Below are 25899 nucleotides of genomic sequence, written 5' to 3' on the forward strand. Positions count from 1 at the left end.
TTATCCAATAACTTTTAATTTTGCAAATTGTAGTAATAACTTCTTTTTACCAACTGTACCAAATTTAATTTCTGCTTTTTTATTAGGTCCACTTCCTTCTAAAGCCAATACTTCTCCTTTACCAAATCTATTGTGTTCAACAAAATTACCAACAACAATATTACCATCAAATAAATTTGATTTAGAGCTAGTTTGAGAAACTTTCTTTAAATTTTTAGGAATAATTATTTCTTTCTTTTTAACCAAATTACGTTCCATTTTTTTACGCTGAATTGGTTTCTGAAAACGTATTCCTTTCGGTGCATCATCAAAAATACTCTTATCAACAAAGTTATTTATCGACGGATTTGTACTTTTTGGTGTAATGTAATTTAAATATTGATCGTCTATTTCTTCTAAGAATCTACTAGGTTCTGCATCTACTAATTTCCCCCATCTATAACGCGTTTGTGCATAGGTTAAATAGGCTACTTTTTCTGCTCTTGTTAACGCAACATAAAATAATCTTCTCTCTTCTTCTAATTCACTTCTTGTATTCATACTCATAGCAGAAGGAAATAAATTTTCTTCTAAACCTACCACATATACGTACATATACTCCAACCCTTTAGATTGGTGAATTGTCATTAAAGAAACACTTGGCTTGTTTTCTTCTTTATCAGAATCAAAGTCGGTTGCTAGAGCAACATCTTCTAAAAAAGTTGTTAATGATGCATCTGCACCTTCTTCTATCTTATCTGTTATAAAATCTTTTATTCCGTTTAAAAGTTCTTGTACGTTTTCTACTTTACTAACAGCTTCTGGTGTACCGTCTTTTTCTAAATCTTTAATTAATAAAGTCTTTTTAACTACAATTTCTGCTATTTCAAATGCATTTTTTGTTTGCGATTCTATTTGCAAACTTTGCATCATATTCATAAAATTCTGAAGTTTATTCTTGGTTCCAGAATTTATTTTTAAATCAATTTTATCAATATATTTAATTATATCAAAAATTGATTTTTTATAATGGTTTGCTGCTATTGTTAATTTATCTATAGTAGTAGCACCTATTCCTCGAGCCGGATAATTAATTATTCTTTTTAAAGCTTCTTCATCATTTGGGTTGATTAAAATTCTTAAATAAGATAAAAGATCTTTAATTTCTTTTCTTTGATAAAAAGACATTCCACCATAGATTTTATAATCTATTCCTTTTTTACGTAGTGCGTCTTCAATTGCTCTTGATTGTGAGTTTGTTCTATATAAAACACAAAAATCATCTGAACTTAATTGATGATTCATTTGATTTTCCCAGATAGATTGTGCAACAAACCTACCCTCTTCTCCATCAGAAATTGTTCGCATTACATTTATTGCTTCTCCTGGATCATTAGAGGTCCAAACTTCTTTATCTAACTTTGTTTTGTTTCTTGCTATTACAGAATTTGCCGCGTTTACTATATTACTTGTAGACCTGTAATTTTGCTCAAGTTTAAATGTTTTTACGTCTGGATAATCCTTTTGAAAATTTAATATGTTCTGAATATTTGCTCCTCTAAAGCTATAAATACTTTGCGAATCATCTCCAACAACACAAATGTTCCCAAATTTATCTGCTAATGCTCTCACAATAATGTATTGAGAGTGATTTGTATCTTGATACTCATCAACCATAATATATCTAAAACGATCTTGATATTTTGCTAAAACATCTGGAAAGCGAGCTAATAATTCGTTTGTTCTTAATAATAAATCATCAAAATCCATAGCTCCAGCTTTAAAACATCGATCTACATATTCTTTATAAATTTCACCTACTTTTGGCCTACTTGCTTCTGTATCTTGTTTTAAATATTCTGGATTATTATGGTAAGCTCTAACCGTAACTAAACTATTTTTAAAAGACGATATTCTTCCTAAAATTTGTTTCGGTTTATAACGCTCTTTATCTAAACCTAATTCTTTTATTATTGAAGAAATTAAACGAACCGAATCTTGAGAGTCGTAAATTGTAAAGTTTGTTGGAAACCCTAACTTATCTGCTTCCGATCTTAAAATTCTTGCAAAAACAGAATGGAAAGTTCCCATCCATAGATTTTTTGACTCACTATCTCCTACAACACCACCAATTCTAGCTTTCATTTCTTTTGCAGCTTTATTGGTAAAAGTTAATGACAGTATATTAAATGAATCTACACCTTGTTGCATTAAATGTGCAATTCTATATGTTAAAACACGTGTTTTACCAGAACCTGCACCAGCAATTATAATCATAGGTCCATCTTTTTGTAAGACAGCTTGCTTTTGAGCTTCGTTTAAAGTATTTAAGTAAGTATTCAATAGTTTGTTTTAAAAGAATTTAAAAACGTGAAATTAGCCAAACTATTCGTTTTTATTATAGAAGATGATTATTTTTTATTCACAAGTTATCCATTATTAACCTTTTTCATATTCATCTGTAAAAGAGATCTTAAATTATCTGCCTATAAGCAGATAAACATAAATATCTGCTCTTAACCCTATATTACAACTTATCTGCTCTTAACCCGATAATTCTGTAATTTGATAAATAAAAATACTATATTTGTTAAAACAGATTCAATTATAATGACAAGTATATTAACAGCAGATATTATAAATTCTAGAAGTACTAAAGATGTATCTTGGCTAATAAATAACCTTAAAAAAATATTAAGTTTTTATGGTGAATCTCCAAAAAATTGGGAAATATACAGAGGAGATAGTTTTCAGTTAGAAATAAATAATTCTGAGAATGCTTTTTTTACAGCTTTACAAATAAAATCAGCATTAAAATCAATTGAAAATATTGATGTTAGAATTGGCATAGGAATAGGTAAAAAAGAATTTAGTACTTCTAAAATTACAGAATCTAATGGTGAAGCTTTTATAAATTCTGGTTTTGCTTTTGATAACTATCTTAAAAGGCAAAATTTAGCAATTAAAACTCCATGGAAAGAAGTTGATGAAGAATTAAATATTGCTTTTAATTTAGCTTTATTAACCATAGATTCTTGGACACAAAACTCTGCAGAAGTTTTTAAGCTTTCATTAGAAAATATAGGTGCTACACAAAGAGAAATTTCTAAAATTTTAGGCATATCGCAAAGTAGTGTTAGCGAAAGACAAAAACGAGCTGGTTTTGAACCTATTATGAAATTAGAAAAGCGTTTTAGAAAATTAATTTTGCAGAAAATGTAATAATAAAATGATCTTATTTTTAAAATTATTATTGGCTCATATTTTAGGTGATTTTGTTTTTCAACCAGAAAAATGGGTAAAAAACAAAGAAGAAAAGAAAGTAAAATCGATAAAATTATACTTTCACATTGGTTTACATGTACTATTTTTAGTACTAGTACTTAAATTTAGTTTAAAAGAATATTGGCAAGGGTTTCTGTTTATTATAGGTTCTCATTATATAATAGATTTACTAAAATTATACCTTCAAACAAAAAACACAAAACGAATTTGGTTTTTTATAGACCAAATTTCTCACCTCCTAATATTAGCTATTGTCGCTTTTTTTTATGCAAATTTTTATTTTTCAATAGAAAACTTTATAACAGATCAAATTTTATTGCTAATTATCTTTTTATTGCTGGTTATTTTTGTTTCTGCTATAGTTATTAAAATAATTATTACCCAATGGAACCCAGAAAATAAAAAGGAAAATGATGAATCTTTAGCAAAAGCAGGAAGATATATTGGTATTTTAGAACGTTTATTCGTTTTTACCTTTGTAATTACCAATCACTGGGAAGCTATAGGTTTTTTACTAGCAGCAAAATCTGTTTTTAGATTTGGAGATTTAACATCATCTAAAGATCGAAAACTTACAGAATATATTTTAATTGGCACTTTGTTAAGTTTTGGTTTTGCTATCTTTTTAGGAGTATTATATTTACACTTATTAAGTTTACTATAATATATGGAAGATAAATTACTAGAAAGTATAGCATATGTATTACCTGCTGTTGTTACAGGGTTTGTAGCATACTATATGTTTAATGGATTTACAAAACAACAAAACGTAGAAAAAAATTAACCCTTTTAGCACAGAAGAGAAAAGAATCTTTACCAATTAAATTACAAGCTTACGAACGAATGTTATTATTCTGTGAACGAATTAACCCGGTAAAGATGTTGGTTAGAATTAAACCTATTTCTGATACTACAGATGATTATTTGAAATTATTAATTGCAAATATAGATCAAGAATTTGAACATAATTTAGTACAACAAATTTATATTTCTGATGAATCTTGGACCGCTATAGTTGCTACTAAAAACGGAATAATAAACAAATTAAAACATGTTGCCGAAAAATCTAAAACAGCAAGTGAGTTAAGGGAAACTGTATTAATAGATTATACTGCAAAATTACCTCCAACAGAAACTGCAATTGCTTTTATAAAGAATGAAGTAAAAAAATATTATAATAATAATAATAAAGACCATCTATTAAGATGGTCTTTTTCCTTTTTCTTTATAACAACATTCCCTAATTAAAACTGTAATCTTAGTCCTACTTTAAAGTTTCTTCCACGTGTAGAATATCCTAAAATATCATCATAATCCTCATTAAGTATATTTGTTACAGCTCCAAAAAATGTAACCGTTTCATTTAAAACTTTATAATTTACAGCAAAATCTAATACTTGATAACTTGGTAAAATAATATCACCTCCAAAATTACCAAAAGAACCGTATCTATCAAAATAAGTTCTCTCTCCAACACTTCTATACGTAAAGTTAAAATATGCATTTTCTAATGCAGTAATATCTAAGCCAGCAACGAATTTATTAGCAGGAATATAATCGTTAAAATCTTCTAAATTATCCTTATCAACATAAGTATAAGATGCGTTAATTGCTAGAAAATCTGTTGGTATAATTTTTGTATTAACTTCAAAACCATTTGCGTCAGAAGAGCCATTTGCATATTTATAAGTAGTATTACTATAAATTATAGCATCTTCTTCTTTTCTACTAAAATAAACAACATCTAACTGTAACCAATCTTGGTAAGTAGCATCAAAACCAGCTTCAAAAGTTTTATTAGATTCTGGTTTTAAATCTAAATTCCCAGAAAAACCATCGTATAATTGATATAAACTTGGAGCAATAAATGCAGTACTATAAGACGTTAATAATTTAACAGAAATATCTTCACTCTTTAAAGCTGAATAAGCTAAATTTCCGTCGTAAACAAAATGATTTCCATACACATTGTGTATATTTAACCTACCACCAACATTAACACTTAAACCATAGTCTGAAATATAAACTACACTTGCATAAGGATCTACAGTGTTAAAATTAGCAACCCCTTTTTCTATTAAAGCAAAAGGAGTAACAGTATTATTACTATGTATTTGATAATTTACACCTATAATTAACTGTATATTATTTTCTTTAAAATCATACTTATTTACTAAATCTAAATTTACACTTCTACCAACAAATTCATAACTATCTAAAGTACCTGCAAAAGAATTAAATTGTTTTAAATCTCTTTCAACAACATTAGCTGAAGCTAATAAATATATCAAACCATTTTTATAACTATATGTAGGTTTAAATCCAACTCTAAATTGCTCTTGATTACCTTTATTTACATCACTATCTAAAGAAGCTCCACCATCAAAATCATAATTAAATTCATCATAATTTAAAAATGTTTCAACACTAAAATTTTCATTTAATTTATATCCTAATTTTAACAATCCGTTTTTAGAATAAAAGGCATCGTTTTCAAACTTAGAAGCTGTGTTGCTTTTTGCAGAAGACATACCATCTACTCCTGTTAAACTAAAAGATCCTAAAAAATTAACTTTCCCTAAGGTTCCATTTACAGTTACATTTTGATTCTTGTCAGATAAACCACTACCAGTTTCGTTAGCAGTATTATTTGTACCTACACTTGTTTCAAAAGAACCAGAAATTTTATCTTTAGAAGCTTTCTTTAAAATTACATTAATTACTGCTGTTGCAGCACCAGAACCATAAAGTGTAGAAGAAGCACCCTTTAAAATTTCGATAGATTCAATTTGATTTACTGCCAATAAACGTAAATCAAACTCCTGATTAATTGCAGATTGATCTGTTACAGGAACTCCATCAATTAATACTAACACTTGCCTAGTTCTTCCACCTCTAATATTAATACCTCTTGGCTCAGAAGCATTAGAATTTACACCTCTTACATCTATACCTGCAATGGTATTTAAGATTTCGATAACAGTTTTACCTGCATTTTGTTTTAAGTCTGCTTGAGTAATCTTGTGGATTACTTTACCAGTATTTTCCTTTTTAAGATTAAATTTTGTTGCTGTTACAACAACTTCATTTAATGTTTCAATTTTCTCTTTCTGCGTTTTATTTTTTTGTGCAGAAAGATTTGTGCTGACTAAACTACAAGCCAAAACACCAACAATTAATAATTGTTTTTTCATTTTAATAAATTTGATTTACAATAAATCAGGTAAATTTTGTGTACAGAATTGATTAGTACATAAACTTTTATCCCGAAAGTTTTTAACTCGTGATTAATGGCAGGTCTCCTGACTTGTTTTTAAGTTACTATACCTTCCCAACAAAATGTCAGTGGTTAAAGAGTTAATAACTTCCTCTAAAGAGGTATTGAATAAAATTCAACATTAAACTTACAGTTGCGGGAACAGTTCTGGATTTAAACCAGATTCCCTTTTAATTTGATGTAAAAATGAAAATTACATCAAAACCGAAAATCGGCACAAATGTAGTTTATAAATTGATATTACAAAACAATTTTGTAATCTTGTTCTCAAATTATTTAAGATGAATAAATCAATATTTATAACTATACTTTCTATTTCAGCATTTTTTTCTCTTGTAAAAAAGATATAAATCAAATTGAAAAAAAGGAGAAAATAAAAAGCATTATAAAATATGCAAAAGGTTTTGATATTATTAATGAAAATGGAGATAAAAAATTAATAATTAAGTCTGCTTATAAAGATTCTGATGAAACTTTTAAATACATCATTAAAAGCAATAAAAATTCTATTGATAAATCGACAAATACTATTTATACTCCTATAAAAAGAATTGTTGTTACTTCTACTACTCATATTCCTATGGTAGAACTATTAAAAGAAGAGGCTTCTATAATAGGTTTTCCGTTTTCAAAATACATTTCTTCAGAAAAAACTAGAACTTTAATAGATGGCGGTAATATTAAAGAAATTGGCAAAGAAAACTCACTGAATACAGAAATACTACTAGACTTACAGCCTCAGTTGGTAGTTGGATATAGTGTTTCATCTGCAGTCAAAAGCCTAACTACAATTAAAAATGCTGGTATAAATGTAATTTATAATGGAGATTGGCTCGAAGAAACTCCATTAGGTAGAGCAGAGTGGATTAAATTTTTTGGTGTATTATTTAATAAAGAAAAGCAAGCTGATAGTATTTTTAATGTAATTGAAGCAAACTATATAGAAGCTAAAAACATAGCTTTAAAATCCTCTAATAAAGCTACAATTTTATCTGGTGCTATAATGAGTAAAGATATTTGGAATCTACCAGCTGGAGAAAGCTTTGTAGCTCAGTTTTTAAAAGATGCAAATGTTAATTATTTATGGAAAGATTCTAAAGGAACAGGAAGCTTATCTTTAAGTTTTGAAAGTGTTTTTGATAAAGCTCAGAGTGCCAAATTCTGGATAGCTCCAGGTTATTTTTCTTCTAAAGAACAAATGTTAAAGAGTAATAAAATCTATTCAAAATTTAATGCTTTTAGAGAAAATAAAATTTTTACTCCAGCTACAAAAAAAGGAAAAACTGGAGGTATTATATATTATGAACTAGCTACTACAAGACCAGATCTAGTTTTAAAAGACATCATTAAAATTACGAATCCAAAATTAGTACCAAATTATAACCTTACTTTTTTTGAAGTAATGAAATAAAAAAACCTTCATCTAAAAAAAGATAAAGGTTTATAAGAAATAAATTGGGGAATTTATATAAGTACAAAAATAGCAATATTAAACAGTAAAATAATTATTAAAAAGGGTAGTTTTAGGGTAGTTTTTAGGTAGTGCGCCATTAACAAACTCAATGTTTAAGGCTGTTTTTAATTATTAACACTTCTTTTCTATTTTTTATATTTAATTTCCCATATATTTTTTTTACATGATATTTTACTGTGTTTACAGAGATATTTACTTCGCTTGCAATTTGTTTGTTAGACTTACCTACAACAATTAAATTAAATACTTCTCTTTCTCGAAGACTTAAATTTTCTATACTTTCATTTTTAGGCTCTAAATTTTTCTCATTTGTAAGTTCTTCTATTTCTTTAGAGAATTTTATAATTTCATTTTTCATAAAAAAATTATACTTTCTTAAACTTTTTTCTCTAAATAAAACAGCAAATGATAAAGCAATTATCTGTACAAAACCTCCAACTTTAATTGTAGATGAATTACTTTCAAATAATGAAATTCCAAAATTCTTAAACACAAAAAAATCTAATCCACTAAAAAGGAGAATTACATATCCTATAGTAAATATTTTATTATGAACACTTTTTTTAAATAATAGAACACTGATAAAATAATACATAAATAAAATAGTAAAGACTAAAATATTTAGAATAATATATAACTCATTACTCCTAAAGATTAAATATAAAATAACAAATAAAATAATTCCTAAGCCCAATACATAAGCATACCTTTTTACTTTAGGAAAATAGTTATCTACAAGAAGAAATTTATTTGAAAATTTAGACGAGCAAAAAGCTAAAAATATATAATCAAATAGAATTAAAGTTTCTATAATTTTATCATCAACATTAAAATAAGTTAACATACCGTCTGTAATAACAAAACTAAAAGTTAAACTCATTAATAAAAAAGCATAATACAAAAAAGCTTTATCTTTAAAAAAATAGAAATAATTAATACTAAAAAGAATAACCAAAAAAGCAATACCATAATAAAACCCGTTTATTAGGTATTTAAAATTTTCTTTATAAAAAGATTCTTCAACCGTCTTTAGTTCAATAGGGAAATGTGGACTTAAATTTGATTTTAATTTTACGTAAGTTGGGTGTTTTCTAGAAAATTTAAATGAAGAATAACGTTGAAAACCTAACTTCTTTAATTCTCTATTATAATTGTAAGCTATAGCATTATTAGCTCTAATTGAGTTAATTCTAAAAACATACCTTAACTTTGTTGTACTATCTGCTGGTATTTTAAACCAAATTGTAGAATTCGTATATTTTTCTAGAACTCTTTTCTTTACAAGAATAAACTCTTTGTTTTTTACAGTTTCTAATGTTAAGTTATTAGTAGTATCTTTAAAATAATAAACATCTGATTGCGCAAAAATATTACTAACAAAAAATAAAAGAATAAAAAGAAGCTTATTTTTCATTTTACTAAATTTTTATAGCAATTTTCATCACTTTATAAAAACAAAAAAAATGAAACTTTAACAAACTCTTCATAACTCAAAGTTAATAAAAACTTATTTAACTAATTCAAAAGCAGCATTTGCATGAATTTTAGTTGTATCAAATACAGGTACAGAAACATCTCTTTGTTGAATTAATAAAGGAATCTCTGTGCAACCAAGAATAATACCTTCCGCTCCACTTTTAATTAATTTATCAATTATTATTAAATATTTCTCTTTAGAAATAGAATCAATAATTCCAGAAGCCAATTCATTATAAATTACGTTATGAATTAAATCTCTTTCTTCTTGTTCTGGAATAATTGTTTCTATTCCAAACGAAGTTAAAATATCAATAAAAAAATCTTTTTCCATTGTATATTTTGTTCCTAATAAAGCAACCTTTTTAATGTTTTTTTCTAGAATACTATTAGAAGTAGCTTCAGCAATATGAATTACAGGAATATTAACCACTTTTTTAACCGCATCTATACACAAATGCATTGTGTTTGCACAAATTAAAATACAAGTTGCGCCAGCATCTGCTAAATTTTCACCTGCTTCAGCCATTAATTTATCAAGCAAATCCCATCTCCCTTTTTTTGAAGGTTAGCAATTTCTCCAAAATCAAAAGAATTCATAATAATTTTAGTAGAATGAGGTGCTCCTAAAAGATTAGAATTTAATTGGTTTAAAATTCTGTAATACAAAATGGTAGACTCTGGTGTTATTCCGCCAATTAATCCTATTTTTTTCATCTATTAATATTAAAACAATTTTGTCTGACTTTCATCATCTCTTTTTTCTCTTCTGCTTTCTTTTTCGCTATTGATTTTTGTAATGCATTTTTAGCTTTTTCTTCTGCAGATAATTCCTTCAAAATAGGTTTCTTGGTTTCTATTTCTGGTACTTCAATTGGCAATTTATCATTAATTATTTCCTCTTCTATCACTTCAATTTCTTCAGAAGGTTTTTCCTCTGGTTCTTCAAAAGGTAAAGATTCTAATAAATTTACATTTTTTATTTTATCTGTAGTTAATTGATTTCCTTGTGCTTTTATACCCTTTACAGCAATAAACTCTTCAAAATTTACCTCTTCATTTTCTAAACTTCGTTTAGAGTATTGTATTTCTGCAATTGGTCTATAATCTGTTGCTACAATTTCTAATTGACTCTTTGGATGATCAGAAATAAAAACCTCTTCTTTTTCTGATGTTTCAATTAGAAAACGTTTTACATAATAACGCTCTTTCTCTCCATCAAAATAAATAGCAGAAATTGGTTTATTTGGTTTCCACTTTTCTAAAACAATCATATCATCTTCAAAATGCATTGCTAAATTTGGTTTTACCGCCTTTGCTTTTCCACTTTGTGTAACAATTAATAATTTATCTTCTGCTCTAAATTCCCCAAGCAACTCACCTCTTTCGTCAACGTTTAAACGTTGAACGGTATCATCAAACCAAATTTTACGTGGTTTTAATGTAGAAACTCCTTCAGATTTAAAATCTACAGATTTTATGGAATACTTTGTAATCGTATTACCTCTTACCGCTCTACCTTTTACTGCTAAATCTGCAAAATCTATATCCCATTTTAGTTTTTTAACACTACCTATAGCTCTTAAGCTTATGGTAACAACCTCAGCTTCTCCATTTGGATTAGCTGTAAAATATAAGACTTTAGACCCTTTATTTCCGTTTGCTAAATCATACTCTTTATCTCTTGTAACAGATGTTACGTTAAATCTTTTCATGTAAGAAGCTCCTCGAGTACCATCTTTATACATAAAATTATAAACTGTTCTTTTATCTTTCTTTTTAAAAATAGCAACATGTATAATATCTTTTCCTACAAAAGTTTTAGAATCGATTTTTGTAACCATCATACCACCATCTCTTCTAAAAATAATAACATTATCTATATCTGAACACTCAGTAACAAATTCATCTCTTTTTAATGAAGTTCCAATAAAACCTTCTTCTCTATTTACATACAATTTAGCGTTGTTCATTGCTACTTTAGAAGCAACGATATCATCAAATATTCTAATTTCTGTTTTACGCTCTTTTCCTTTTCCATACGTTTCTTTTAAACGTTTGAAATAATTAATAGCAAACTCAATTAAATTAGCTAGATGATCTTTAACGATTGCTATTTTCTCTTCTAAACCTTCTATAAATTGTTTTGCTTTATCTATATCAAATTTTGATATTTTCTTAATTCTAATTTCTGTTAAACGTGTTATATCATCTACAGTAATAGCACGTTTTAAATGTTTAATATAGGGTTTTAAACCACTGTCTATTGCATCAATTACACCTTGCCAAGTTTCTTCTTCTTCAATATCTCTATAAATTCTGTTTTCTATAAAAATACGCTCTAATGAAGAAAAGTGCCATTGTTCTTCTAACTCATTTAATTGAATTTCTAACTCTTGTTTTAACAAATCAACCGTTAAATCTGTAGAATGTTTTAGCATTTCAGACACACCAACAAAAACAGGTTTGTTATCTTCAATTGTACATGCTAATGGCGAAATAGAAGTTTCGCAATTTGTAAAAGCATACAAAGCATCTATAGATTTATCAGGAGAAACATTTGGTGGTAAATGCACTAATATTTCTACCTCAGCAGCAGTATTATCTTCAATCTTTTTTATTTTAATTTTACCTTTATCATTGGCTTTTAAAATGCTATCAATTAAAGAAGTTGTTGTGGTAGAAAACGGAATTTCATTAATCACCAACGTTTTTTTATCCAATTGAGAAATTTTAGCTCTCACTCTAACTTTACCTCCTCTTTTACCATCATTATAATTTGTAAAATCGGCAATTCCGCCAGTTAAAAAATCAGGAACTATTTTAAAACTTCTTCCTTTTAAATATTTAATAGAAGCATCTATTAATTCAATAAAGTTATGTGGTAATATTTTGGTTGATAAACCAACTGCAATCCCTTCTGCTCCTTGAGCTAATAAAAGCGGAAACTTTACCGGTAAATCTATCGGTTCTTTTCTACGTCCGTCATAAGACATTTTCCACTCTGTCGTCTTCGGATTAAAAACAACATCCAAAGCAAACTTAGATAAACGAGCTTCAATATACCTAGATGCTGCTGCCCTATCTCCTGTTAGAATGTTTCCCCAGTTTCCTTGCATATCAATCAGTAATTCTTTCTGACCAATTTGCACCATTGCATCAGCAATAGAAGCATCTCCATGAGGGTGATATTGCATTGTATGACCAACAATGTTTGCTACTTTATTGTAACGCCCATCGTCTAAATCTTTCATAGAATGCATAATTCTACGCTGTACAGGTTTTAAACCATCTTCTAAAGAAGGCACTGCTCTTTCTAGAATTACATAAGAAGCATAGTCTAAAAACCACTCCTTGTACATGCCAGTAACTTTGGTAATAGTCTCTTCTTGGACGGAGTCCGTCTGATAATCTGAATCTAACTGTTCACCTTCGTTTGTTAATTCTTCTTCGTGTTCGTTATCGTTTGTTTCTTCACTCATTTAAAAAAACGTTTATTTGTTTAAGCGTTTATTTCTTTATTATTTGGGCGTTTTAACGGGCTTTTCATTATATCTTTTTTATAAAAAATAAAAAAGGATGCCATTTCAATCCCTAACGCAAGCCTATTTTCCAACTAATTACTTATATATTTTTTCAATTATTAACTAGTATTATAAACTAACCAAAGTCCTTTTCTTTGGAAAGGATTTAGGATAAGCTTTCCTTTTCAACATAATCCAATTCAACCTTTAAATTCTCAATAATAAATTTTTGTCTATCTGGTGTATTTTTACCCATATAAAATTGCAACATTTGCTCAATAGACATTTCTTTATCTAACATTACAGGATCTAATCTGATATCATCACCAATAAAATGTACAAATTCATTTGGCGAAATCTCCCCCAAACCTTTAAATCGAGTTATTTCTGGCTTACCTCTTAATTTATCTATTGCATCTCGTTTTTCTTCATCAGAATAACAATAAAAAGTTTGTTTCTTATTTCTAACTCTAAATAATGGCGTTTCAAGTATAAACAAATGACCTTCTTTTATCAATTCTGGAAAGAACTGTAAGAAGAACGTAATTAAAAGTAAACGAATGTGCATACCATCTACATCGGCATCTGTTGCAATTACAATGTTATTATAACGCAAATCTTCTAAACCATCTTCTATATTTAATGCTGCTTGCAATAAATTGAATTCCTCATTCTCATAAACTATCTTCTTACTTAACCCGTAAGAATTTAAAGGTTTTCCTTTTAAACTAAAAACGGCTTGTGTATTAACATTTCTAGATTTTGTAATAGAACCAGATGCAGAATCTCCCTCTGTAATAAACAATGTCGTTTCAAGGTAGTTTTCTTTTTTTATATCACCTAAATGAATTCTACAATCTCTTAATTTTTTATTATGCAAACTGGCTTTTTTAGCTCTATCTTTAGCTAATTTTCTAATACCAGAAAGTTCTTTACGCTCTTTCTCTGCTTGTACTATTTTTTTATGAAGTTTTTCTGCAACCTCTGTATTTCGATGTAAAAAATTATCAAGTTTTGTTTTTACAAAATCATTTATATAGGTTCTAACTGTTGGTAAACTCCCTCCCATTTCTGTAGAACCTAACTTTGTTTTGGTTTGACTTTCGAAAACAGGTTCCATTACTTTGATTGCAACTGCAGATATAATAGATTTTCTAACATCTGAAGCTTCAAAATTTTTACCATAAAACTCACGAATTGTTTTTACAATAGATTCTCTAAATGCTGCTTGATGTGTTCCTCCTTGTGTTGTATGTTGCCCGTTTACAAAAGAATGATATTCTTCTGAATATTGTGTTCTACTATGAGTAATTGCCACTTCTATATCATCTCCTTTTAAATGAATTATTGGGTACAACATATCTTCTTTGTTATTGTTGTCTTCCAATAAATCTTTTAAACCATTTTCTGAAAAGAACTTTTCTCCATTAAAAATTATGGTTAAACCTGGATTTAAATACACGTAATTTTTAAGCATTTTTGCTACATATTCATTTCTGAATTTGTATTTCTTAAAAATACTTTCATCTGGAATAAAAGAAACTTTAGTTCCTTTTCTTCGAGACGACTCCTCTAAAAACTCTTCTTTTTCTAAATTTCCTTTACTAAACTCAGCAGAAGCAGATTTACCCTCTCTAGAAGATTCAACTCTAAAAAAGAAGAAAGTGCATTTACTGCTTTTGTACCAACACCATTTAAACCAACAGATTTTTTAAACGCCTTGGAATCGTATTTACCTCCTGTATTCATTTTAGAAACTACGTCAACTACTTTTCCTAACGGAATTCCACGACCGTAATCTCTAACAATAACTTTGCTTCCTTGTATAGATATTTCTATAGTTTTACCAGCTCCCATCACATACTCATCAATCGAATTATCTAATACCTCTTTAACAAGTATATAAATTCCATCATCTGCAGAAGAACCATCTCCTAATTTACCAATGTACATTCCAGGACGCATTCTAATATGCTCTTTCCAATCTAAAGACCTGATATTATCTTCTGTATATTTTGTTTCTTTACTCATGAAATGTCTTACTGTTGTTAGGTTTGAAGCCTTGCTAAAATAACATTAAACTTGATAAAATGAAATAGTCAAATGAATTAGTTATTAACAGGATTTCAACCATATTTCTTCCTTTTTTTAACACTAAATACCTATTTAAAAATAATCGTTTTTAATGTAAAAATCACAATAAAAAACAATTTGTTGTATTTTTAAACAAATCTGTTTTTATTCAACAATTAAGTTACTTTTGAACTTCAGTAATTAAATTAAATAACAGTGAATACTACACAACTTTTAGAAATAGCAAACAAATATGGGAGTCCTGTATATGTTTACGATACAGATAAAATAGAATTTCAATACAACCGATTAACGAATGCCTTTAATGGTGTTAAAAACTTAAAACTAAATTATGCTGTTAAGGCATTATCGAACATTAATATTTTAAAGCTCTTTAAAAACCTAGGTGCAGGCTTAGATACGGTTTCAATTCAAGAAGTTCAATTGTGTTTAACTACAGGAATTGATCCTAAGAAAATAATATATACGCCAAATGGTGTTTCTTTAGCAGAAATTGAAGAAGTAGCAAATTTAGGAGTTCAAATTAATATTGATAACCTTTCTATTTTAGAACAATTTGGACAGAAACATCCAAACATTCCTGTTTGTGTACGTATAAATCCACATATAATGGCTGGTGGAAATTCTAAAATTTCAGTTGGTCATATCGATTCTAAATTCGGAATTTCAATTCACCAAGTACCACATATTAAACGTGTTGTAGAAAATACAGGCATGAATATTAACGGAATTCATATGCACACTGGTTCAGATATTTTAGATATCGACACCTTTTTACGTGCTTCAGATGTTCTTTTTGATGTAGCTAAACAATTTGAAAATATCGATTTTATTGATTTTGGTAGCGGATTTAAAGTACCTTATAAAGAAGGAGATATTTCTACAGATATAGAGCAATTAGGTGTTCAATTATCAGAAAGATTCAATGAGTTTTGTACTAATTATGGTAAAGACATAACATTAATGTTTGAACCTGGTAAATTTTTAGTTTCGGAAGCAGGTTCATTTTTAGCAAAAGTAAATGTTGTTAAACAAACAACTTCTACAGTTTTTGCTCATGTAGATTCTGGTTTTAATCATTTGGTAAGACCAATGATGTACGATTCTTATCATCATATTACAAACATTTCTAACCCAGAAGGTAGAGATCGTTATTACTCTGTTGTAGGTTATATCTGTGAAACAGACACCTTTGCTTCTAACAGAAGAATTGCAGAAATTTCTGAAGAAGATGTTTTATGTTTTCATAATGCTGGTGCATATTGTTTCTCTATGGCTTCAAACTATAATTCGCGTTATATACCTGCAGAAGTAATGGTACATAAAGGAAAAGATTACCTAATAAGAAAAAGGCAAACAATTGAAGATATTTTACACAATCAAGTAATTGTTGATTTTTCTAAAAACAAAGTAACAAAAGAAGAGGTAATTACGGTATAAAAAACTAAAATTAATTATTTTAGCCACGAATTCTCGAATTTTTATATTTGTGAATTCGTGGCTTTTAATTTATACTAAAAATGAAAATAAGACTTTCTACTTTTGATGATGTTCCACAAATTGAAGTAATAATTAATGATGCTAAAACGTATTTAGCTTCTTTAAGTATTGATCAATGGCAAAATGGTTACCCAAATGCAGAACAAGTTAAAAGTGACATTGAAAAAGGTGAAAGTTATGTTGTTGTAAATGATGATAATATTGTGATGGCAACTTCTATGTTTACACTAAGGAAAGAACCAACTTACAAAGAAGTAATTGATGGAAATTGGTTAATTTCTGAAGATAAAATTTATGGCGTAATCCATAGAATGGCAATCAAAAAAGAATTTAGAAAATTAGGTTTGGCTACTTTTTTGTTTGATGAATTTCATCAGCAATTAAAAGACAAAAAAATAGAAAGTTTAAAGATTGATACACATGAAGACAACATCGGAATGCAATCTTTAATTAAAAAATTAGGCTACTCTTATTGTGGAATTATTTACACAGATTATGGTGCGAAAAGAGTGGCTTTTGAGAAAGTAATTTCTTAAAAATCACAAATATCAGTTCGAGTGCAGTCGAGAACTTTTAACCTTTCGACTGCGCTCAAGGAGACAAAAATCTACTATATTTACAACCTCATAAATTCATTTTTATGAGGTTTCTTTTTTCTTATAAAATTTAAATAAAAAAATGCAATTACTTTCATATATAATTCGGCAAACACAACTTTCTGCTAAATCTGTAGAAAACACCATTTCATTATTAAATGAAGATGCTACAATTCCTTTTATCAGTAGATATAGAAAGGAAATGACTGGTAATTTAGATGAAGTTCAAATTGGAGAAATTGTTAAGTTTAAAGAACTTTTTGAAGCTTTAGAAAAGCGTAAAAAAGCCATTTTAAAAACGCTTGAAGAACAAGGTGTTTTAACACCCGAATTAACTCAAAAAGTAACAAACTCTAAAGATTTAATTTCTTTAGAAGATTTGTATTTACCGTTTAAGAAAAAAGAAAAACCAAAGCAGAAACCGCTCGTTTACAAGGTTTAGAACCGTTAGCAAAAATGATAATGAGTCAGCGTGTAAATGACTTAGAATATACTGCTTCAAAATACACATCCAACGAAGTTAAAACCATAGAAGATGCTTTAGAAGGTGCTCGTTTTATTATTGCAGAATGGATTAATGAACGTACAGATATACGTGGAAACATTAGAAGGGAACTAGAAAGACATGCTACAATTTCATCTAAAGTTGTAAAAACGAAAAAAGATGATGAAAAAGCTCAAAAATTTAAAGATTATTTTGATTGGAGCGAGTCTTTAAGTAGAATACCATCACACCGTTTTTTAGCAATTTTAAGAGCAGAAAGTGAAGGTTTTATCAGAGTTAAAATAGAAATTGACACAGAAAGGATTCTTGAGAGAATGGAAAATAGAATTATCCGTTCTCAAAACGAATGTTCAAAACAAATTGAATTGGCTATAAAAGATGCTTTTAAACGTTTATTATATCCTTCTTTATCCAATGAAAGATTATCAATTGCAAAAGAAAAAGCCGATGAAGCAGCTATAACCGTATTTTCTAAAAATCTGAAACAGCTACTTTTAGGCGCTCCTTTGGGAGAAAAAAGAGTTTTAGCAATCGATCCTGGATTTAGATCAGGCTGTAAAGTTGTTTGTTTAAATGAACAAGGCGAATTAGAACATAACGAAACTATTTTTCCGCATGCGCCACAAAATCAATCGATTGAGGCTATTAAAAAAATAAGTTCTTTAGCAGAATCTCATCAAATTGAGGCCATTGCTATTGGAAACGGAACTGCATCAAGAGAAACGGAACAATTAGTGCAAAAAATTCAGTTTAAAAATAAGGTTGCTATTTTTGTGGTAAGTGAAGCTGGTGCTTCTATTTATTCGGCTTCAAAAATTGCCAGAGATGAATTCCCTAATTACGATGTTACCGTTCGTGGTTCCGTTTCTATCGGAAGAAGATTGCAAGATCCTTTGGCAGAATTGGTAAAGATTGATGCAAAATCGATTGGAGTTGGGCAATATCAGCATGATGTTGATCAAACTAAGTTGAAAAAATCTTTAGACACCACTGTAGAAAGTTGTGTAAATACCATTGGTGTAAACATAAATACTGCAAGTGAATCTTTATTGAGTTACGTTTCTGGAATTGGTCCAAAACTGGCAGAAAACATTGTAAACTATAGAAATGAAAATGGTTCTTTTTCTTCTAGAACTGCCATTAAAAAAGTGCCTCGTTTAGGCGGAAAAGCATATGAACAAGCTGCAGGTTTTTTAAGAATTAAGAATGGAAAAAATCTGTTAGACGATTCTGGTGTGCATCCAGAAAGCTATAATTTGGTTGATAAAATTGCCAAAGACAACAACATTAAAGTTGCTGAATTTATTGGTAATTCAGAATTGATAAAACAAATCAATCTTAAAAACTATATTACAGAAACCATTGGTTTACCTACGTTAGAAGACATTGTTAAAGAGTTAGAAAAACCAGGTTTAGATCCAAGACAAAAAGCAAAAGTCTTTTCTTTTGATAAAAACATAAAATCAATTTCCGATTTAAGAATCGGACAATTATTACCCGGAATTGTAAATAACATTACCAATTTTGGTTGTTTTGTTGATGTTGGAATTAAAGAAAGTGGATTAATTCATGTTTCTAACTTGTCGGATACTTTTGTTAAAGATGTAAATGCTATTGTTACTTTACAACAACAAATTATTATAAAAGTATTAGAAGTTGATGTAGTTAGAAAGCGAATTCAATTGGCTTTGGTGAAATAAATTAATAATTTCTTATCTTTATAAAATGAGTACTAAAACAGAAAAAAATGATTCTTGGGATGACTTAAGTGATTCTCAAAAGAATGAAATACAACAAGAGGTTAGCGAATCAAACAAAAAGAAAAAGACAACTTGGGAAGATGTTAAAAAAGAACTTTCTAAATTGAAATGATAATTTCGTCCCTTTATAAAAAAGAAAAATAAAATGGATATTCATACACAAAAACTAGCATTGATAAAAGAAATTTTGGATATTGATAATCCAGTAACTCTTTTAAAAATAAGAAAACTATTAGATGAATCTAATTTTGATTCAGAGGTTGTTAATGAAGAAAACATAAATTATGATACTCTAAAATCTTCTCAAGAAAAGAGAAAACTAACGTTTATTAATGATTTTATCAATTTAAAAAACGAAGAAACCATTTCTAAACTTGAAAATTTACTTTGGAAAAATAATGATTTTTGGAATGATTTAAGTTTTTCTGAAAAGGAAGAAATTGAAAGAGCAGATATAGAAATAATTAAAGGCGAAACTTCAGATTATGAAGCTTTTATAGCTCCTCACATAAAATGATTAGAAGTATAACTATTTCTAAAACTGCTAAAAGAAAAATTGAAAAATTATTTGGTTATTTAGTAAAAAATTGGAACTTAAAAGTAAAATTTGATTTTGTAAAAAAACTAAATAGAAGTATAAAAGTAATTCAATTAAATCCTGAACTTTTTCCAGAATCTAACATTAAAAAGGGTTTACATAAATGTGTAATTACAAAACAAACTACTTTATTTTATAGGTTCAATTCTAAAAAAATAATAATTGTTGCAATCTTCGACACTAGACAAAACCCTAATAAGTTAAATAAAGATTTATAAAACTTCTCAAGAATTTCCTTACTTTCGAGCTTGAAAAAATAACCAATGAAAGTCTGTATTGCCGAGAAACCAAGTGTAGCAAGAGAAATTGCTAGTATTCTAGGAGCCAACACAAAGCGTGATGGTTTTTATGAAGGAAACGGTTATGCGGTTACTTATACGTTTGGGCATTTATGCACACTTTTAGAACCTAAAGACTACAAACCACATTGGAAAAGTTGGGATTTAAACAACTTACCAATGTTACCAGAACGCTTTGACACGAAAGTTACTGGAGATGCAGGAATAAAAAAACAATTCAATATTGTAAAAAGTCTTTTTGAAAAAGCAGATGTAATCATTAATTGTGGGGATGCGGGAACAGAAGGAGAACTCATTCAGCGTTGGGTAATTAACCAATGTAATTACAAAGGAGAAGTACAACGCTTATGGATTTCTTCGCTTACCGAAGAAGCTATTAAAGAAGGTTTTAAGAACTTAAAACCTGCTGAACAATATGACAACTTATATTACGCGGGATTCTCTAGAGCAATTGGAGATTGGCTTTTAGGCTTAAACGCAACACGTTTATATACTGTAAAATTTGGTGGTTATAAACAAGTTTTATCCGTTGGTAGAGTACAAACTCCTACCCTAGCAATGTTGGTAAATCGTTTTAAAGAAATAGAAAATTTTAAACCACAACCTTATTGGGAATTACAAACAACGTACAGAAATACACTTTTTAATTACGAAGATGGTCGTTTTCTAAAACAAGATGATGGACAAGTTTTAGCTGATAAAGTTGCTCAATCTGACTTTGAAATTGTTTCTGTTACTAAAAAGAAAGGAAAAGAATACGCACCTAAACTATTCGATTTAACAGGTTTACAGGTTTATTGTAATAATAAATTTGGTTTTTCTGCGGATGAAACCTTAAAAATGGTTCAGAAGTTATACGAAATGAAAGTTGTTACGTATCCTAGAGTTGATACTACTTTTTTACCAAATGATGTATATCCTAAAATTGCAGGAATCTTATCAAAATTAACCAATTATAGCGAATTAACGCAACCTCTTTTAGGAAGTAAAATAAAGAAATCGAAACGTGTTTTTGATGACAAAAAAGTAACGGATCACCACGCAATTATTCCAACAGGAATTCAAGGTAACCTACAATACAATCAGCAACAAGTTTACGATATCATTACAAAACGTTTTATTGGTGTTTTTTATCCAGATTCTGATGTTTCTAACACTTCAGTTATTGGAAAAGCAGCTGATGTTCCTTTTAAAACAACCGGAAAAGAAATTATAAACAAAGGTTGGAAAGTAGTATTTGAATCAAAAAGCGATAAAGATGAGACTCTGAAACAAGTTCAGAGTGACAAAGGAAGTTTACCTTCCTTTGTCAAAGGTGAAAAAGGATTGCACGAACCTTCGTTTTTAGAAAAAGAAACCAAACCACCTAGAAATTTTACAGAAGCAAGTTTATTGCGCGCTATGGAAACTGCTGGCAAGCAAGTTGATGATGATGAAATGCGCGAGTTGATGAAAGAAAACGGAATTGGAAGACCGTCTACAAGAGCGAGTATTATTGAAACTTTATTCAGAAGAAAGTATATAGAACGTAAGAAAAAACTAGTTTTACCAACACAAACTGGTATCGATTTAATTAATATTATTGACAACGAATTATTAAAATCGGCAGAATTAACAGGACGTTGGGAAAAACGTTTAAAAGAAATTGAACGAGGAGATTTTAATGCTGGAACATTTATCAATAATATGAAAAAAATGGTTGATGAATTGGTTTATGAAGTCCGTTCTAATACTTCTAAGAAACGAATTTCATCAAACGTCATTGCGAGTAAAACGAAGCAATCTGCTAATAAAAATGAGATTACTTCGTCGAAAAGTCCTCGTAATGACAAAAAAACCAAAAAACAAGTTGCAGGTAAAACATGTCCGAAATGTAAAAAAGGACAAATATTAAAAGGTTCTTCTGCTTTTGGGTGTTCTGAGTATAAGAATAATTGTGATTTAAAAATTCCGTTTGAAATCTATGGAAAAAAGGTTTCTGAAAATCAGATTATAAGATTGATTGACAAAGGTTGTACAACCAATTTAAAAGGATTTACTACAGAAACTGGTAAAGTTGAAGGGTTAATAAGGTTTGATGAAAATTTTAAACTGAAATTAGAGCCAAAAGTCATTGCGAGTAAAACGAAGCAATCTGTTGATAAAAATGAGATTACTTCGTCGAAAACTCCTCGTAATGACAGTGAGAAAATATCTTGCCCAAAGTGTAAAAAAGGTACAGTTTTAAAAGGGAAATCTGCTTATGGCTGTTCTGACTATAAAGCAGGTTGTAATTTTGTTTTTACTTTTGACAACATCAAAAAAATAGCCAACGGAAAACCATTAACTAAAGATTTGGTTTTAAAAATTATAAGTAACTAATTTTTAAAACTATAATATATTTTTTTTTTAAAACTTATTTAAAAACCATTTGTTTTTCTCTTATTTTACCTTAGTTTTATCAAAATATAAAATTGTAAATGGATTTTACGAACCCACTAGTTTACGGAGTACCTTGCTTTTTAGCTCTTATTTTAGTAGAATTAACTTATAGTAAAAGTCATAAAAAAGAAAAAAATCGGAAACTTTATAAATGGAAAGATTTAGCTGCAAGCCTAACTATGGGTATTGGCTCTACAATTTTAGCTCCTTTAACTAAAACAATAGCAGCCATTGTACTTTTTAACTTTGTATTCGATTTTTTTAACCCAATTATAGATGGTGTTCGTACTAATATAATGGGGTATGAATCTTTTGGTTATGCTTGGTATGTTTGGCTAATATGTCAGTTATTAGACGATTTTAGTTACTATTGGTTTCATAGACAAAACCATAATATTCGTTTTCTTTGGGCAGCACATATTGTACATCATTCATCAGACAATTTTAATTTAGGTACTGCTGTTAGAAATGGTTGGTTTACTATTTTTTATAAACCTTTTTTTATATGTGGATTCCTGCAATTGGTTTTCCCCCAGAAATGTTGGTAGTTTGTTTGGGAATAGAGGCTTTATGGCAATTTCAATTACATTCTGTTTACGTTCCAAAGTTAGGTATTATTGAAAAAATTTTTAATACACATACTATGCATCAAGTTCATCATGCACAGAACTTAGAATATATGGATAAAAATCATGGAGGTTTCTTAAATATTTTTGATAAGATTTTTGGTACTTGGAAAGAATTAGATGAAAGTATTGATATAAAATATGGCGTTACACATGCTCCTAATTCATACAATCCGCTTGTAATTTTAACACATGAATATAAAGATATTTGGATTGATATGAAAAAATCTAAAAACTGGTATCATAAATTTATGTATGCATTTGCAGCTCCTGGTTGGAGTCATGACGGAAGTACGTTAACCATAAAACAATTAAGAAAAAGTATGAATAAAAACGATTAACATTTAAATACTTTTAACTTCATAAAAAAATTAGGTTCAAACTTCAGAAATTGAAATTTGAACCTATTTTTTTTTTAGATATTATTTTTTAAAATGCTGTTTTTTTTAATCAGTTACTAGAAAGCGAAGAACTAATTTTAAGTTCTCTATATTTAGAAGTGTAAAAGCACTTATTACAATTTTAGCCCTGATTGAAACGGCATCCTTTTTTTCTTTTAAAAAAAGATATAGTAGAAAGCAGGAAACAGCTTTTAAAAATTAATCAATCATATTTTTTAAGTAAAAATTTTCTACCTTTTCTCTAGCCCATGGTGTCGTTCTTAAAAACTTTAAACTAGATTTATATGTAGGATTATTTTTAAATGCATTTATATTTAAGGCATCTCCTAGTTCTTCCCAACCATATTCTAGAAACAATTGTTCTAACATGGTTGCTAATTTTATTCCGTGTAACGGATTGTTTGGTTGTTCTTTGCTCATTATTTATCTAAGTCTGGTAAAACAAATTCATCTAAAACAGATTTCTTAGCCATCATCTTTTCAATTTCGTCAGATTTTCTTGGTGCTTCTCCAGAAAGGTTTCACCGGTCCGTTTTCTGTAATTAAAATATCATCTTCAATTCTTACTGCAATTCCCCACCATTTTTTATCGCAATTACTACCTTCAGGAATATAAATTCCAGGTTCTACAGTAATTACAGAGTTTGCTGCAAATGGTTTATACGTTCCGGGATCGTGCACATCTAAACCTAAATAATGAGAAACACCATGAGGTAAATAAGGGTGTCTTTCATCTACAGATTTAATAATTCCTAATTTAAACAACCCCTCGTTTATTACTTTTTTACACGCAACATTAGGATCATTAAATGAACCACCAACAACGGTTGCTTTTATACCTGCTTCTTGAGACGCATACACAATATCGTAAATAGCTTTTTGCTCTGGAGAAAATTTACCGTTTGCAGGTATTGTACGTGTAACATCTGCACTGTAACCTCTATATTCTGCTCCTAAATCCATTAAAACTAAATCGTTACCAACTTTTGTTCTATTGTTTTCTATATAATGTAAAATACAACCATTGCTACCTGCACCTACAATTGAGGGATAACCTTCATACTCTGCTCCGTACTTTTTATACACAAATTCATGAATACCTTGTAACTCTGTTTCAGACATGTGAGATTTCATCGCTTTCATTACTTCTATTTGACCAACTGCAGAAATACGAACTGCTTTTGTTAATAGTTTTAATTCTTCGGCAGTTTTAATTTCTCTCATAGCTCCTAAACTTCTAGCTAAAAAAGTAAGATCTATATTTGTTTTAGGCTTTAATGCTAAGGTAATTTTTTGCTTTACCTCATTTTTTAAGACATCAGAATCTGCAGATTTGTATTGCCCTATTAAGTTATCATCTTTTATTTCTGCGAAACGACCTTCTATTTGACTTATCATTTTAACAACATTAGCACTACTCTCAATTGGAGTTTCTGCAATGTTCTTATACACATATTGTTTTGCTCTAGATAAATAAATACTAGGATCGTAACCGGCTTTCTTTTTAAAGGTTTTTACTAAATCAAAAATATCTTCAGATCCGTTTAAATCTCTATAATCATCTTTAAATTTTACAATAAATACTTTGTCAAAGCTTTTAAAATTAACATTCGATTTTACAAATTCCTCTGCATTCATAGCATTTACAAAACCTAATTCTGTTTTTGCACCTTCAACACCCAAACGTTTTCCGTTCCATTGTTCTGCGCTTTTATTACGTTTTTGTACATATAAAATTTCATTATAAGTAGTTCCGTCTTCATTTGTTTGATCTTCTGAAAACAATACTAAAACCGCATTTGGCTCTCTATAACCTGTTAAATAATAAAAATTTGGATCTTGATGAAAAACATAATCTACATCATTTGCTCTGTTTCTAATTGGGTTAGCAAAAACTACAGATACAGAATTTGCTGGCATTTTAGAACGTAAAACATCTCGTCTATCTTTATGGAATTCTTTTGATAAATAATCTGTTGGTGTTTGCGAAAATCCATTGAAAGTAAAAGCTAATAAAGCTACAAATAGAAATTTAAAAATCTTCATTACAATAAGTTTATTGGTTGTTATATCAAATGTAACGT

The 25899-nt window shown here is 28.6% G+C and carries 17 protein-coding genes, 4 pseudogenes and 1 riboswitch; of the genes and pseudogenes, 12 read left to right on the forward strand and 9 right to left on the reverse strand.

All coding sequences use genetic code 11. The annotated features are described in order from the left end of the window. Positions 1-2322 (reverse strand): ATP-dependent helicase, encoded by a 2322-nt coding sequence (locus tag N5A56_RS06955; RefSeq protein WP_265724803.1) that lies wholly within the window; start codon positions 2320-2322, stop codon positions 1-3. Positions 2323-2589: 267 nt separating this feature from the next. Here N5A56_RS06955 and N5A56_RS06960 point away from each other — a divergent pair, with 267 nt between their 5' ends. From N5A56_RS06960 to N5A56_RS06970, 3 genes are all read left to right on the forward strand, one after another. Then, positions 2590-3201 carry a SatD family protein gene (locus tag N5A56_RS06960; protein WP_265724804.1) on the forward strand — a complete coding sequence of 204 codons (612 nt, stop codon included), beginning with the start codon at positions 2590-2592 and terminating at the stop codon, positions 3199-3201. Between the two features lie 7 nt (positions 3202-3208). Next, entirely contained in the window at positions 3209-3928 is a 720-nt protein-coding gene (locus tag N5A56_RS06965; protein ID WP_265724805.1) for a DUF3307 domain-containing protein, read from the forward strand. An 86-nt stretch (positions 3929-4014) separates the two neighbouring features. Beyond that, a complete protein-coding gene (locus tag N5A56_RS06970) occupies positions 4015-4512 on the forward strand; it encodes a DUF7935 family protein (protein ID WP_476445310.1) in 498 nt (165 codons plus the stop codon). Here N5A56_RS06970 and N5A56_RS06975 read toward each other — a convergent pair. After that, the gene (locus N5A56_RS06975; protein ID WP_274270292.1) at positions 4509-6458 is read right to left on the reverse strand and encodes a TonB-dependent receptor plug domain-containing protein; all 1950 of its coding nucleotides are present in this window, start codon (positions 6456-6458) and stop codon (positions 4509-4511) included. The genes N5A56_RS06970 and N5A56_RS06975 overlap by 4 nt on opposite strands. 81 nt (positions 6459-6539) lie before the next feature. Then, positions 6540-6765, reverse strand: a riboswitch (cobalamin riboswitch). A gap of 356 nt (positions 6766-7121) precedes the next feature. On the opposite strand from N5A56_RS06975, the gene N5A56_RS06980 reads away from it, so the two are divergent. Continuing rightward, positions 7122-7952, forward strand: coding sequence for an ABC transporter substrate-binding protein (locus N5A56_RS06980; protein ID WP_265724807.1), 831 nt, complete (start codon positions 7122-7124; stop codon positions 7950-7952). A 148-nt stretch (positions 7953-8100) separates the two neighbouring features. On the opposite strand, the gene N5A56_RS06985 is transcribed toward N5A56_RS06980, so the two are convergent. The 5 genes and pseudogenes from N5A56_RS06985 to N5A56_RS07005 form a co-directional block, all read right to left on the reverse strand. Further along, positions 8101-9429, reverse strand: coding sequence for a LuxR C-terminal-related transcriptional regulator (locus tag N5A56_RS06985; protein WP_265724808.1), 1329 nt, complete (start codon positions 9427-9429; stop codon positions 8101-8103). Between the two features lie 93 nt (positions 9430-9522). Further along, the gene (locus tag N5A56_RS06990) at positions 9523-10035 is read right to left on the reverse strand and encodes an aspartate/glutamate racemase family protein (RefSeq protein WP_265724809.1); all 513 of its coding nucleotides are present in this window, start codon (positions 10033-10035) and stop codon (positions 9523-9525) included. Continuing rightward, positions 10020-10208 carry a hypothetical protein gene (locus tag N5A56_RS06995; protein ID WP_265724810.1) on the reverse strand — a complete coding sequence of 63 codons (189 nt, stop codon included), beginning with the start codon at positions 10206-10208 and terminating at the stop codon, positions 10020-10022. Before N5A56_RS06995 ends, N5A56_RS06990 begins: the two co-directional genes overlap by 16 nt. Next, positions 10205-12973, reverse strand: coding sequence for a DNA gyrase/topoisomerase IV subunit A (locus N5A56_RS07000; RefSeq protein WP_265724811.1), 2769 nt, complete (start codon positions 12971-12973; stop codon positions 10205-10207). Before N5A56_RS07000 ends, N5A56_RS06995 begins: the two co-directional genes overlap by 4 nt. A gap of 208 nt (positions 12974-13181) precedes the next feature. Then, positions 13182-15046 (reverse strand): annotated as a pseudogene (locus N5A56_RS07005) (DNA topoisomerase IV subunit B). Positions 15047-15304: 258 nt separating this feature from the next. Between N5A56_RS07005 and lysA the strand changes: the two are divergent. From lysA to N5A56_RS07045, 8 genes and pseudogenes are all read left to right on the forward strand, one after another. Continuing rightward, positions 15305-16549, forward strand: a complete 1245-nt coding sequence (gene lysA, locus N5A56_RS07010) for a diaminopimelate decarboxylase (RefSeq protein WP_265724813.1) — start codon at positions 15305-15307, stop codon at positions 16547-16549. 80 nt (positions 16550-16629) lie between these two features. After that, entirely contained in the window at positions 16630-17145 is a 516-nt protein-coding gene (locus N5A56_RS07015) for a GNAT family N-acetyltransferase (protein WP_265724814.1), read from the forward strand. Positions 17146-17287: 142 nt separating this feature from the next. After that, positions 17288-19410 (forward strand): annotated as a pseudogene (locus N5A56_RS07020) (Tex family protein). Between the two features lie 25 nt (positions 19411-19435). Continuing rightward, on the forward strand, positions 19436-19582 hold the full coding sequence (locus N5A56_RS07025) for a hypothetical protein (protein WP_265724815.1): 147 nt from the start codon (positions 19436-19438) through the stop codon (positions 19580-19582). Between the two features lie 33 nt (positions 19583-19615). Beyond that, a complete protein-coding gene (locus N5A56_RS07030) occupies positions 19616-19987 on the forward strand; it encodes a hypothetical protein (protein ID WP_265724816.1) in 372 nt (123 codons plus the stop codon). Further along, a complete protein-coding gene (locus N5A56_RS07035; protein ID WP_265724817.1) occupies positions 19984-20286 on the forward strand; it encodes a type II toxin-antitoxin system RelE/ParE family toxin in 303 nt (100 codons plus the stop codon). Before N5A56_RS07030 ends, N5A56_RS07035 begins: the two co-directional genes overlap by 4 nt. Positions 20287-20331: 45 nt before the next feature. Beyond that, the gene (locus N5A56_RS07040) at positions 20332-22728 is read left to right on the forward strand and encodes a type IA DNA topoisomerase (protein ID WP_265724818.1); all 2397 of its coding nucleotides are present in this window, start codon (positions 20332-20334) and stop codon (positions 22726-22728) included. Positions 22729-22826: 98 nt separating this feature from the next. Then, positions 22827-23755, forward strand: a pseudogene (locus N5A56_RS07045) (sterol desaturase family protein). A gap of 258 nt (positions 23756-24013) precedes the next feature. Here N5A56_RS07045 and N5A56_RS07050 read toward each other — a convergent pair. Beyond that, positions 24014-24235 (reverse strand): VF530 family protein, encoded by a 222-nt coding sequence (locus N5A56_RS07050; protein WP_265724819.1) that lies wholly within the window; start codon positions 24233-24235, stop codon positions 24014-24016. After that, a pseudogene (locus tag N5A56_RS07055) lies at positions 24235-25861 on the reverse strand (aminopeptidase P N-terminal domain-containing protein). Before N5A56_RS07055 ends, N5A56_RS07050 begins: the two are co-directional and overlap by 1 nt. Positions 25862-25899: the final 38 nt, after the last annotated feature.

This window comes from Polaribacter ponticola (assembly GCF_026191475.2).
Lineage (GTDB): Bacteria > Bacteroidota > Bacteroidia > Flavobacteriales > Flavobacteriaceae > Polaribacter > Polaribacter ponticola.